This is a genomic window from Roseobacter sp. N2S, assembly GCF_031454055.1.
Taxonomy (GTDB): Bacteria; Pseudomonadota; Alphaproteobacteria; order Rhodobacterales; family Rhodobacteraceae; genus Amylibacter.
Genome location: NZ_JAVDQB010000001.1, coordinates 306,440 through 319,156 on the forward strand (window position 1 = coordinate 306,440; position 12,717 = coordinate 319,156).

12 protein-coding genes are annotated in these 12,717 nt (G+C 56.2%); 2 read left to right on the forward strand and 10 right to left on the reverse strand.

The annotated features are described in order from the left end of the window. Window positions 1-72: 72 nt before the first annotated feature. The 6 genes from infB to GGE09_RS01555 form a co-directional block, all read right to left on the reverse strand. Window positions 73-2,577 carry a translation initiation factor IF-2 gene (infB, locus tag GGE09_RS01530; protein ID WP_309743162.1) on the reverse strand — a complete coding sequence of 835 codons (2,505 nt, stop codon included), beginning with the start codon at window positions 2,575-2,577 and terminating at the stop codon, window positions 73-75. A gap of 6 nt (window positions 2,578-2,583) precedes the next feature. Continuing rightward, entirely contained in the window at window positions 2,584-3,225 is a 642-nt protein-coding gene (locus GGE09_RS01535) for an RNA-binding protein (RefSeq protein ID WP_405048527.1), read from the reverse strand. A 24-nt stretch (window positions 3,226-3,249) separates the two neighbouring features. Further along, window positions 3,250-4,878 carry a transcription termination factor NusA gene (nusA, locus tag GGE09_RS01540; RefSeq protein ID WP_309743166.1) on the reverse strand — a complete coding sequence of 543 codons (1,629 nt, stop codon included), beginning with the start codon at window positions 4,876-4,878 and terminating at the stop codon, window positions 3,250-3,252. Next, on the reverse strand, window positions 4,875-5,438 hold the full coding sequence (rimP, locus tag GGE09_RS01545) for a ribosome maturation factor RimP (RefSeq protein WP_309743168.1): 564 nt from the start codon (window positions 5,436-5,438) through the stop codon (window positions 4,875-4,877). The genes nusA and rimP overlap by 4 nt, the downstream gene beginning before the upstream one ends. Window positions 5,439-5,638: 200 nt before the next feature. After that, the gene (locus tag GGE09_RS01550; RefSeq protein ID WP_309743170.1) at window positions 5,639-6,118 is read right to left on the reverse strand and encodes a TspO/MBR family protein; all 480 of its coding nucleotides are present in this window, start codon (window positions 6,116-6,118) and stop codon (window positions 5,639-5,641) included. 66 nt (window positions 6,119-6,184) lie between these two features. Next, on the reverse strand, window positions 6,185-7,528 hold the full coding sequence (locus tag GGE09_RS01555; RefSeq protein WP_309743172.1) for a glutamine synthetase family protein: 1,344 nt from the start codon (window positions 7,526-7,528) through the stop codon (window positions 6,185-6,187). 468 nt (window positions 7,529-7,996) lie between these two features. Between GGE09_RS01555 and GGE09_RS01560 the strand changes: the two genes are divergently transcribed. Next, window positions 7,997-8,902, forward strand: a complete 906-nt coding sequence (locus GGE09_RS01560; RefSeq protein WP_309743174.1) for a LysR family transcriptional regulator — start codon at window positions 7,997-7,999, stop codon at window positions 8,900-8,902. Between the two features lie 39 nt (window positions 8,903-8,941). Here GGE09_RS01560 and GGE09_RS01565 read toward each other — a convergent pair whose 3' ends face one another. The 4 genes from GGE09_RS01565 to GGE09_RS01580 are packed head-to-tail and all read right to left on the reverse strand — an operon-like array spanning window position 8,942 to window position 11,902. Further along, the gene (locus tag GGE09_RS01565; RefSeq protein WP_309743176.1) at window positions 8,942-9,886 is read right to left on the reverse strand and encodes an OmpA family protein; all 945 of its coding nucleotides are present in this window, start codon (window positions 9,884-9,886) and stop codon (window positions 8,942-8,944) included. Continuing rightward, window positions 9,883-10,452, reverse strand: a complete 570-nt coding sequence (locus GGE09_RS01570; protein WP_309743178.1) for a peroxidase-related enzyme — start codon at window positions 10,450-10,452, stop codon at window positions 9,883-9,885. The genes GGE09_RS01565 and GGE09_RS01570 overlap by 4 nt, the downstream gene beginning before the upstream one ends. Before the next feature lie 14 nt (window positions 10,453-10,466). Next, window positions 10,467-11,177, reverse strand: coding sequence for a GNAT family N-acetyltransferase (locus tag GGE09_RS01575; protein ID WP_309743180.1), 711 nt, complete (start codon window positions 11,175-11,177; stop codon window positions 10,467-10,469). After that, window positions 11,177-11,902 carry a molybdopterin-binding protein gene (locus GGE09_RS01580; protein ID WP_309743182.1) on the reverse strand — a complete coding sequence of 242 codons (726 nt, stop codon included), beginning with the start codon at window positions 11,900-11,902 and terminating at the stop codon, window positions 11,177-11,179. Before GGE09_RS01580 ends, GGE09_RS01575 begins: the two co-directional genes overlap by 1 nt. Window positions 11,903-11,942: 40 nt before the next feature. On the opposite strand from GGE09_RS01580, the gene sfsA reads away from it, so the two are divergent. Beyond that, window positions 11,943-12,650: a DNA/RNA nuclease SfsA gene (gene sfsA / locus GGE09_RS01585; RefSeq protein ID WP_309743184.1), complete on the forward strand. Its 708-nt coding sequence runs from the start codon at window positions 11,943-11,945 to the stop codon at window positions 12,648-12,650. The last annotated feature ends 67 nt before the right edge of the window (window positions 12,651-12,717 follow it).

Consider the following 12,717-nt stretch of genomic DNA (forward strand, 5'->3'; position numbering starts at 1 on the left):
GAGGCATGGAACGCCAGCCAAAACGAAAAAGGGCGCAACTTTCGCGCGCCCTTTTCAAAAATCTTGTCCGGATCAATCCAGTTTGCGTTCGATCTCTTCGGTTTCAAAGATCTCGATCACATCGCCTTCGCGGATGTCTTCGTAGTTTTCAAAGGCCATACCGCATTCCTGACCACCCTGAACCTCTTTCACTTCGTCTTTGAAGCGTTTGAGAGTTTTCAGTTTTCCTTCGTGGATCACAACGTTGTCGCGCAGCAGGCGAACCCCTGCGGAGCGGCGTGCAACACCTTCGGTGACTTCACAACCAGCGATTTTGCCGGTGCCGGAAATCTTGAACACCTCTTTGATCGAGGCATACCCGATGAAGGTTTCCTTGATCTCGGCAGACAACAGACCGGATGCAGCGGCTTTCACGTCGTCAACCAGATCGTAGATGATGGAATAATAGCGGATTTCCACACCTTTCTGGTTGGCGCTGCTGCGTGCTGGCGCGTTGGCCCGCACGTTAAAGCCGATGATCGGAGCGCCGGATGCTTCGGCCAGTGTCACGTCGCTTTCGGTGATGGCGCCAACGCCCGAGTGCAAGACCCGTACGCGAACTTCGTCGTTGCCGACTTTTTCCATCGCCTGAACAATCGCTTCGGCAGAACCCTGAACGTCCGCTTTGACCAGAATTGGCAGTTCGGAAACATTTTCGTCTGCTTTGGCTTTGGCCAGCAACTGGTCCAGCGTGGCCCCCGCACCTGCGGCTGCTTTTTTGTCTTTGGCAGCTTTGCTCCGGTAGGTGGCAATTTCCCGTGCTTCTGATTCGCTGGAAACCACGTTCAGAACATCGCCCGCTTCCGGTGCGCCATTCAAACCCAGAACCTCAACAGGAACGGATGGGCCAGCTTCTTCGACGCGGTCGCCCTTGTCGTTGATCAAGGCACGCACCTTGCCCCATTGTTCGCCCACAACAAAGATGTCGCCGCGACGCAATGTGCCGTTTTGAACCAGAACAGTCGCAACAGGGCCGCGACCCACGTCCAGTTTCGCCTCGATCACAGCGCCTTCTGCGTTGCGGTTCGGGTTGGCTTTCAGTTCCAGCAATTCGGATTGCAGCGCAATCGCTTCGAGCAGTTTATCAAGCCCCTGTCCTTTCAGCGCAGACATTTCAACGTCCTGAACTTCACCGGACATGGCTTCAACCACAACTTCGTGGCGCAGCAATTCAGCACGTACCGCATCAGGGTCAGCGCCCGGTTTGTCCATCTTGTTGATGGCCACGATCATCGGCACTTTGGCCGCATGGGCGTGGTGGATCGCCTCGATGGTTTGGGGCATGACGCTGTCATCTGCGGCCACAACCAACACAACAATGTCGGTCACTTGCGCACCCCGTGCCCGCATCGACGTAAACGCCGCGTGGCCCGGTGTATCTAGGAAGGACAGCAACGTGCCGTCATCCGTAGTGATCTGATACGCACCAATGTGCTGGGTGATGCCGCCGGCTTCGCCAGACACAACGTTGGTTTTGCGGATCGCATCCAGAACCGAGGTTTTCCCGTGGTCAACGTGGCCCATGATGGTGATCACAGGCGCGCGTGGTTCGAGATCTTCTTCTTTGTCCTCGATAGTGACAATCGCTTCTTCAACGTCTGCATCAGACACGCGAACGATCTTGTGGCCAAATTCCTCGATGATCAGTTCCGCAGTATCCGCGTCGATCGTCTGGTTTTGCGTGGCCATAATACCGTTAGTCATCAAGGCCTTAACCACAGTAGCGGTTTTTTCCGCCATACGGTTTGCCAGTTCCTGAACGGTGATTGCTTCGGGCACCTGAACGTCGCGAATGATTTTTTCGCGTTCCTGGCTGCCGCCCATAGTTTTACGGCGTTCCCGTTCCTGGGCACGTTTCATCGCCGCCATGGAACGCTGACGTCCGCCTTCGCGGCCGGACAACGCCTGACTGATTGTCAGTTTGCCAGAGCTGCGGCGATCATCGCCACCTTTGCCACGGGCTGGTTTTTTCTCTTCTGCGCGGGCGGGCTGTTTGTCATCCCGTTTCACACCACCTTTGGCGGGTGTTTTTGCGGCGGCAGCTTCTACAGCTGCTGGATCAACCGCTGCGGGTTCCTGTTCAGCTTGTGCCGGTTTTTTGGCTTTAACTTCTGGCTTGGCCGGAGGATTCTTCGCGGCTTCTTCCGCTTCTTCCTTGGCGCGCAGCCGTTCAGCGCGCTCTTCTTCTTCGCGCTCTTTTTCTTCTTTTTCACGACGACGTTCGTCCCGCTCTGCCTCACGGCGTGCGGTTTCTTCGGCCTCTTTTGCAGCGCGTTCGGTTTCTTGCGCAGCGGCTGCCATCAGCGCCTTTTTGCGGCGCTCCATTTCCACGTCGGAAATGCCAGGTGCGTTGATACCGCCACCCGCTTTACCGCCGCCTGCACCGCCAGCCGCGCCCGATTTGGGCACAACAACGCGTTTGCGCTTCTTTTCGACCACAACCGATTTTGTTCGCCCATGGGAAAAACTCTGCCGAACCCGGCTTGTTGATGGCCGGCTACCGCCCAACCCCAATGGCTTTTTATCGTCGTCGCTCATTCGTCTTTAACCTTTCACCGCCGGATTATCCGGCTGCTTTGCCTCTGTTATGGCATCCCTGCCGCGTAGTCCGGCAAGCCTTGCAGCTTCGCGTTTGACCGATTTGGTCAAACCCCCGCCCACAAGCGCCGCATGTATCACATAGTCACGCCCAAAAGCCAAACCCAATTCGGAGGCTGTCAGGCAGGAAATATAGGTATTCTGGCCGCTTGGCGGGCGAAGCTTGCTCTTTTGAGGATCCGAGCCGTCTTTTGACTGCAGCAGAACCAAGGCAGCTTCGGAAATCAACGCGCCTTTGGTCTTTTCAAACCCACAAATAGCATTCCCACCCCTGCGGGCAAGGGAAATCAGGTCAATCAAACGTCGAACCATCAGCTGTTCCAGCATTTCCAACAGGCCATCCGGTATGGTGGCCTGGGTTTTTGCTGCCCGAGAGAACAGTTTCTTTTTAATCGCAAGGTCCAGTGCCGCGCGGTCCGCGCTGACCCAAATGCCCCGTCCAGGAAGGCGTTCCGCCAGATCAGGTGTGACCACCCCATCTGGCGAGAGGACAAACCGAAACATCCCTGTGCAGGGCTGAACCTCTCCCGTCGCTATACAGCGGCGGGTGGTTTCATCGGTTTGTGTCTTTCGTCCAGCGCGACCCAATGGCATATCCCGAAATCTGACGCATCAGACTTCGGACTCCTCGGTGGTTTCGGCGTCTTCACCGGTTTCTTCTTCGTCGCCAGCGGCATCCTCGGCCAATTGTTCTTCGGTGACCCAACCCAGCATCAGGCGGGCAGTCATGACCAATTCCTGTGCTTCCAACAGGCTGACGCCAAAGCTTTCAAGCAGACCGTCGTCTTTGACGCGCTTGCCATCAACAGTGGTATATCCACCGGCCAGTTCCCAGTCAGCGCAGGTTGCAAAATCTTCCAGCGTTTTCACGCCATCTTTGGCCAAAGCGACCATCATTTGCGGTGTCAGACCTTCAAAGTCGATCAGGGACTGTTCAACACCCAGTTCCTTGGCTTCTTCCAGCGCTTTTGCGTTCATCTCATCCAAGGATTCCCGCGCCCGTGCTTGCAATTCTTCGGCTGTGTCCTGATCGAAGCCTTCGATCGACAGCAGTTCGTCGATTTCGATGTAAGCGACTTCTTCCAGTGTGGCGAAACCTTCGGAGACCAGCAATTGGGCCACAACTTCGTCCACGTTCATGGTGTCCATGAACAGTTTGGAGCGCTCTTCGAACTCTTTCTGACGACGTTCTGATTCTTCGGCTTCGGTCATGATGTCGATGTCCAGACCGGTCAACTGGCTGGCAAGACGTACGTTTTGACCACGGCGGCCAATGGCCAATGACAGTTGATCGTCAGGAACAACAACTTCGATGCGTTCGGCTTCGTCGTCCAGAACAACTTTGGAAACTTCGGCAGGTTGCAGTGCGTTCACAAGGAAGGTCGGCGCATCGTCATTCCACGGAATGATGTCGATTTTTTCGCCTTGCAGTTCGTTCACAACGGCCTGAACACGGCTGCCGCGCATACCCACACAGGCACCAACCGGATCAATCGAATTGTCATAGGAAATGACACCGATTTTGGCGCGGGAACCCGGATCACGGGCAACTGCCTTGATCTCGATGATGCCGTCATAAATTTCGGGAACTTCCATTTTGAACAGTTCGGCCATGAATTCAGGGCAAGTGCGGCTCAGGAAGATTTGCGGGCCGCGCATTTCAGAGCGGACTTCTTTGATGAAGGCACGGATGCGGTCGCCGTTGCGGAACAATTCGCGGTTGATCAGTTGATCGCGCCGCAAAACAGCCTCGCCACGGCCCACATCGACGATGACGTTGCCGTATTCCACACGTTTGACCAGACCGTTGATGATTGTGCCTTCGCGGTCTTTGAATTCTTCGTACTGGCGTTCCCGTTCCGCTTCGCGGACTTTTTGCAGGATCACCTGTTTCGCGGACTGCGCGGCGATCCGACCAAAATCCATTGGCGGCAGATCGTCGATCACCCAGTCGCCCACTTCGGGGTTGTCCAGATGTGCGCCAGCTTCTTCGACGGTCATTTCGATGAAGTGGTTTTCCACTTCGGCCACGACTTCGCGCACGCGGGTCATTTCCAGTTCGCCGGTCTTACGATCGATCTTGGCGCGGATATCCAGTTCCGGACCATATTTCGACTTGGCGGCTTTGGCGTAGGATTCCTCCATCGCTTGCAGCACCAGATCGGGGTCGATCATCTTTTCGCGGGCAACCGCATCAGCGATTTGCAACAACTCCAAACGGTTCGCACTGGTAATGCTCATGACGCGTCCTCTTCGGTTTCAATATCGTCAAACTTGCTTTCGTCCAACCCACCGTCTTTGCGGGCTTTCAAACTTTCTGCAATCAGGGCGTCGCTGAGCACCAATTTGGCGTCAGACAGCCAATCGAATTGCAAACCGATGATGCCCTGCGGGATCTCGATCAACACTTCGCCGTCCTGTGTGCCGCGCAATTCGCCCTTAAAGCGGCGCTGGCCTTCGATCAATTCGTTGGTTTCGATTTTGGCTTCATAGCCGTCCCAAGCGTCGAAATCTTTCAGACGGGTCAGCGGGCGGTCGATGCCGGGGCTTGACACTTCAAGCGCGTAATCCCCGTCTATCGGGTCTTCTACGTCCAGAATGGCCGAGACTTCGGTGGAAATCTTGGCGCAATCATCAACCTCGATGCCGCCTTCAGGGCGATCCGCCATGATTTGCAGGATGGTCTGTTTGCCAGACATCAGGCGCAGGCGCACCAATTCATAGCCCAGATCTTCGATCACGGGCTGTACGATTTCTGCCAGTCGTTTGTCGATGGCCGCTTTCGCGATCAGATCAGACATGGGTTAGATCCCTTGGGCTAGAATGTTAGGCACAAAAAAACGGGCGCGCGGCCCGTCGAGAATTCCGATGGAAGTCTGGGGGTGGAGGCCAGTCTTACCGCTGTTGAGGTGGATATACGCTTGCGAATCACAAAAGGCAAGCCACGGATTCAGAAACTGCTGCGTCGGCGTGGGGGTGCTGGTTTCAGATGCATTCATGATCAGCCCCCGACGGATGGGTTCAGGGCCAAAAGCGATCCGTTCAGAACGGAGGCAAAAGCCACCCAAGCTGCATAAGGTACAAACAACAGCGCCGCAGGGCGGTCTGTGCGCCAAGTGCCGTATATAAAGGTGACGATCAGCGCCAGCATCAACAGGATTACCCCAAGTGCGAGATCCATCCGATGGGCCACAAAGAACAGGGGCGACCAGATAAAGTTCAGCAGCATCTGCGCGAACCATGCTTTCATCGGCAGGCCTGCGGGTTCAATCTGCCAGATGCGCCAGCCCGCAATGGCGATACACAGATACAGCAGGGTCCAGACAGGGGCGAAAATCCAGTTGGGCGGATTAAACGCGGGTTTCACCAGATCCGCATACCACGGGCCGGGGGCGGTCAGGATGCCGATGGCAATTCCGCCCGCCATAACGGCCAGCACAAACAGAATTAGGGATGTGGTGTTTTTGCGGATCGAAATCATCTGGCCCTCTGATGTCAGCGCCCCGAAGGGCGTCTGACGGATCAGATAGGCGCTTTCAGGTTTTCGTCAAACCGCATCTACATAGGTGCGCATTTCAAAGGCGCTGACCTCGGCTGCGAATTTGGCCATTTCCTGACGTTTTGCCAGTGCAAAGGACGTGATTAAAAGCGGGTCAAAGATTTCTGCGATCAGCGGGCTTTCCTCAAAGGCCTCAACCGCGCTTTCCCAGACTTTGGGCAATTGCGGCAGGTCCGGATCATAGCCATCGCCAGCGGTCGGGGCAGGGGGCATAACACCGCGATCCATCCCGCGCAGGGCTGCCCCCAGAATGGTGGCCAGCACCAGATAGGGGTTCGCATCCGCGCCGGACACCCGATGTTCAATCCGCCGCGCCGCATCTGGCCCGCCCGGAATACGCACCGCAACCGTGCGGTTTTCATAGCCCCAAGCCACCGCACCCGGTGCGTGGCTGTTCATGGCAAAGCGGCGAAAGGAATTCAGGTGCGGCGCAAAAATCGCCATGCTTTCGGGCATGGTGTCCAGCAGTCCTGCCACAGCATGCAGCAGCGTGTCAGAGCCTTCCTCGGTGCCATTGGCAAAGATATTGTTGCCGTCTTTGTCCAGAATGGAAAAATGCACATGCAGCCCGCTGCCAGAGCGATCGCCAAAAGGTTTCGCCATAAAGGTAGCCGAGCGTTCATGCCGACGGGCCACCGCCCGCACGATCCGTTTGAACATCATCGCATCATCTGCCGCGCGCAACGGGTCAGGCACATGGTTTAGGTTGATTTCAAACTGCCCTGTGCCGTTTTCCGAAATCGCCGCATCCGCAGGGACGCCTTGTTCCAGACATTGACGGTACACTTCGTTCAGGAAGGGTTCAAAATGATCCAGCTCATCCAGCGACACGGTAGCATAGCTTTCGGACACGCGGTCTGACATCTGGCTTGTGGCGAAATCGGATCCGGGGTCTGTGACGTAGAATTCAAGTTCTGTGGCCACAACAACCGTTAACCCGCGATCGGCGTATTCCTGAACCACCTGTGCGAGCGCCTGACGGGGATCGGCCAGAAACGGCGTGCCGTCTTCGTTTGCGAACATCAACTGCACAAAGGCGCTGGGCTCTTCGCCAAGGCTGGACAGGGTAACACCCCGTTCGGTGGGCAGGCACAGCCCGTCGCCATCGCCTGATTCAAACACCAGTTCATTGTCCAGAACATCATTGCCCCAGACATCTACCACGGCCAGTGAAACGGGCATCCGCAGGCTGCCGTCCAACACTTTTTCCAAACTGGAAATCGGCATCCGCTTGCCGCGTAGCTGACCGTTCAGGTCATAAGCTCCCGCCTGAACAGAGGTAATCTCGGGGTTGGCTGCAATCCAGTCAGACGCTGTTTTTGCCACACTCATTTTGCACTTTTAATCCTTTGGCTCTGGCATTTGCCCAGCTTTCAACCGGCGCAATCTGCAAATAGGTCAGGCGGTATACTATACGTTAAACTATAGACGTATAGCTGTGCGGCGCCTTGGACCTGTAAAAAACTCCTGAAAGGCGTGCTGTATGCGCCCGTTGGCGTCAACCGAAATATTGCGATCCCGACCGCTGCGGCATTTGCCTTTGCGTCAAGGGTTTCGCCCAATTGAGATAGGTTTTGCGGCAGAGCGATTTTTACGGCAATCCGCAAAGTTGAAATAATTTGACTAAAAAACAATTAGATAACATGGTGTTTCCCACCACAGGTTGATTGTTTCTTTGTGTCCATTGCCCCAACAATACCCAAATATGACCGTGGAATGTCCTTTTGTTTCCAAATTAGTGACGTAATTCACCGCCATACACAGCGACGTTGGGCAGTAATAATATTGAGGTAATGAGTAATGGACCGTTTAACTGAAATGGAAGCCTTTGCCAGTGTTGTTGATCTGGGTGGTTTCACCGATGCAGCCCGTAAGATGGGTTTGTCGAAATCAGCGATTTCCAAACATGTTTCCTCATTGGAAGCACGCCTTGGGGCGCGCCTGCTAAATCGAACCACACGCCGGGTCAGCCCGACGGAAATCGGGCTGGCTTACTATGATAAGGCCCGTCAGGTTCTGGATGACGCAGGTGAAGCCGATGCCATGGTGACCTCCATGCAATCCACGCCGCGCGGTTCTTTGCGGCTGTCTGCAACGACGGATTTCGGGGTGAACCATATTTCCAAAGCACTGGGCGCCTTCCTGAACCGCTATCCTGAAATCAACGTGAATATGGTTCTGTCCAACCGGAACGTAGATCTGTTGTCCGAAGGATTTGATCTGGCGATCCGCATCGGGGAAATGCAGGACAGTTCGCTGCGGGCCCGCAAACTTGCGGAAACCAATATGCGGGTGATCGGGTCTCCGAAATATTTCTATGATCATGGCATCCCGAAACGGATTGACGATCTGGCCCAGCATAAACTGCTGCATTTTTCCAACCAGTCGTCTGGGAATTCGTGGAAAATTACATCCGCATCGGGTGAAAAACGTTTGATCCGTGCGGGTGGCAGCCTGACCGTGAACGACGGGCAATCCCTGTTACAAGCAGCCGAGGCTGGACTTGGCATCGCCTATCTGCCCAGCTTTTTGTATCATGACGCTGTCGAAGACGGCCGTCTAAAGGCGGTTCTGCCGGAATTACCTGTGGAACAGCTTGGCATTCATGTGGTCTACCCCCCGGGTCTGTACACACAACCAAAACTGCGCGCCTTTATCGACTTTCTGGTCGAACACTTTAAGGGCAAGGGGCCTGAAAACTGGTAGGGTCGCAAACGGCCTGATCAGACCTGAATGATTATACGCTCAACGCGAAAAGACCGCCTCTACACGGCGGTTTTTTTGTCTGCCTTCTTCGGTTGCGTTATCTGCGCGGGGCGACAGAAAGCCTACGCCATGGGCGGACAACCGGTCGGGGTCAATATTGTGGTCACGGATCAAGGCGCGGCGCACTGCATCCGCCCGTTGGGTCGAAATCGTGATATTTCCCTGCAACGACCCTGACATATCCGAATGGCCGACCAGCAGAACTTTTAAGTCCGGCTCTGCGGTCAGTTTAACAGCCAATGCGGCCAGTGATTCTTGGGGGTCGGACCCGAGTTCGGTGCTGCCAGTGTCAAATTCCAACCCCTCCAGCACCATGGAAACGTCATTGGGGGCGGCGGTATTTCCGGTTTGACCCAAAGAGGCTTGTCCGGTTGTGGTTTGCGGATCGGGCGTGCCCAGTTCAGCGGCTCCCAAGCCCAGATCATCGGGGCTGTATTCGGTCATCTGCACATAGACCGACACCGGAGAGCGGCTGAGCAGGAAGGTTACATAGGCCGGGTTTTCCGAAACCGTCTGTTTGGCGCTGATAAACCGGTAATTGCGCAGGTCCACGCGCATCATCGGTTCATCCACCACATCAATGTTAAAGCGGAAATCAAAACCGCCGCATTCCTTGGCGACACAGAACATCAACGCGTCATAGCCTGCCCGTTCCAACTGGGTCAGGATGCCTGCCTGCACTTGGGCCACCGTGCTTTCGCCGCCCATCACCCAAACCGTGCGGCGGATGTTTTCGGGGGTTTCGACCTTGGGCACCACGCCGGATTCAAACGGGCCGACAGGCACCAAAGCGGGCAGGGTGTTTTCCACCCGTGAATAGGTGGCCTTGGCCCCCAGTGGTAATTGCAGCACAAATTCTGCCGCGCCACCCTGTTGGGGCAGCGTGCAGGTTAAGACAGACAAAAGAAAGGCGGCTGCTTTCATCGGAACGCGCTGTGATACTCCGCATTGGGTTCCATCGCCACGGCGGATGAAAACCGGTTGGACATGTTATAAAACGACGCAACCGCCGCCACATCCCAGATATCCGCATCCGACAACCCGGCATCGCGCAGGATCTGGCGGTCGGGTTCTTCGATTTTGGCGCTGGCCTCGGTCATTTTATAGGCGAAATCCAGCATGGCCCGTTCGCGCACAGACAGGGATGCGACGCGGTAATTCATCACCAAAGCCTCGCCCAGTTCGGGTTTGCCGCTCAGTTGCCGCACAGCCGCCCCGTGGGACACCAGACAATAGAAACATTTGTTATAAGAACTGACCACTACGGCGATCATTTCCCGTTCCAGCTTGCTCAGCCCGCTGTCGCCCAGCATCAGGTCGTTGTACATGCCGGTAAAGGCGTTCAGCTTATCCACGTTATGGGCATAGGATTGCAAAACATTGGGAATAAACCCCAGTTTTTCCACACAAATATCGAAATACCGTTGGGTTTCTGGCGGCAGGGGATCCATCTGCGGCAGGTTCAGGGCGGTCACAAGAGGTTTGGTCAAAGGCTTTACTCCGTCTAGGCTGTCAGAACACGATAGTGATACTGGCTGACTGTTTCCATGCCCATTTTACGATAGAGCGATTGCGCGCCACTATTGGCCTGTGTGGCCAGAACGCTGAACAGATCAGCGCCTTGGTGCAGCCCCCACCACGCGGCGGCCTGCATCATGCGCTGGGCCACACCGCGGCGGCGGGCGCTGGTCAGAACCTCTACGGCGTGGGCCATGCAGATGTTATGGGACGCGCCCGCGTAGGCCACCGCCGCAGGATGGGCATCAAGCCGCCCCATGATGTAGGTCTTGTCACAGGCCGCCCGTTCCATCACGTCGATCCGCCCTTGGCCGATGCCGCCTTCCGCCCAGATTTCCGCCAGAATGGGCATCGGGATCGTGGTAAAAATCGCGTCCAGCTTCGGGGCAAACCCGTCGGACATTGCCGCCGCATCCCCGACCAGCAAATCAACGGGGTCTTTGATCTGATAACCCCGATCCGCCAGTTCGGCGTCCAGGTCCGTCTGATCGGGGCGGATCATGAACAGCTTATCCTGCCCCATAGCCAGCATCGCGGCTTCGGCTTGGGCGATATCGCCCTGGCCGGATGCGGCTGAAACCCGCTGCCCGCCGCCGCGACCTTCGCGTAGGGTCCAGCCGTCCAGTTCGGTTTTAGCATGTGCTGGCCAAGTGGCGTCTACTGCGGCAAACAGGTCTTGTTCTGTGGGTATCCGCATTATTCCACCCCAAAAGTCTGACGAATTTTCGCAGCCGCCTGCGCCACCAGCGCCGCATCCGCGCCGCGCACCACAAGGTTAGTGCCAAACCCCTGCGGCGTGTTAAACGGGTAAGACCCGATCGACAGCGTGGCAAATTCCGCTGCAATATCCCCAAGCGGCCCTGCGACCGCGCCTTCGGGTTGATCCACGCGGGTTGTTTCAGACACCACTGGCGTGCCGCTTTTCAGACTGGGCAGCAGGCTGTCCAACATTGCCTCAAATATCTTGGGCACCCCTGCCATCACATGTACGTTTTCCACTGAAAACCCCGGCGCTTTGGAAATCGAGTTGTCGATCAGGCGGGCCCCGTCCGGTATCCGCGCCATCCGCATCCGTGCTGCATTGATCGAGGCGCGCCCGTCGGGGTAATTGGTGGCCAGCGCATCCATCGCGTCTTCGCGCACATCAATGCCAATACCAAAGGCCGCCGCCACATTGTCAGCGGTAATATCATCATGGGTCGGCCCGATGCCGCCGCTGGTGAAAACATGGTCGAACTTGCCCCGCAACCCGTTCACCGCCGCAACGATTTCAGCAGCATCGTCAGACACCACGCGGACTTCTTTCAGGTCGATCCCCAGATCGGTCAGCCGCCCTGCAAGGTGATACATATTCGCATCCCGCGTGCGCCCTGACAGTATTTCATCACCAATCACCAACATTGCCGCAGTGGGGTTCGCCATATCGCTTGTCCTTGTGTTTTCATAGTTCTAGGCTTGGGCGATGAAGTTTTCCACCCCACTTTTACGCGCAACCCTGATCCGCCGCTACAAACGCTTTCTGGCGGATTGTGTGCTGGAGGACGGGCGCGAAATCACCGCCCATTGCGCCAATACGGGGGCGATGACGGGGCTGAACCACGCGGGCCAGATGATCTGGCTGGAACCCAATGATGACCCCAAACGCAAGCTGAACTACAGCTGGAAGTTTGTCGAACTACAGGGCGGTCATTTCGCTGGCATCGACACCAGCATCGCCAACAAACTGGTGGCTGAGGCGCTGCACGCCAAACGCATCGCCCCCGTGGCCGCCTATTCAGGTATCAAACCCGAGGCAAAATACGGCCAGAATTCCCGCATCGACTTTCTGCTGACAGGCGACGGCCTGCCAGACGCCTATATAGAGGTGAAGAACGTCACCCTGAAAGGGCCGGATGACTGGGCAGAATTCCCTGATACTGTCACAGCGCGGGGTACCAAACATTTGGGGGAATTGACGGAAATGGTCGCCCAAGGCCACCGCGCGATTATGCTGTACCTTGTGCAACGCACCGATTGCGCGCGGTTTCGTCTGGCCCATGAACTGGACCCTGCCTATGCCGCCGCCTATGCGACTGCGCGGGCGGCGGGCGTGGAAATGCTGTGCTATACTTGCGAAATTGCGCCGACAGGCATAAGCCTGACCAGCGCACTGCCTGTTTTACAAAAATAAACACGACCACTGGCAAAACGGCCCTAAATATCCTATCACGCCAGCCATTCACAGATCGGAGGTCCCC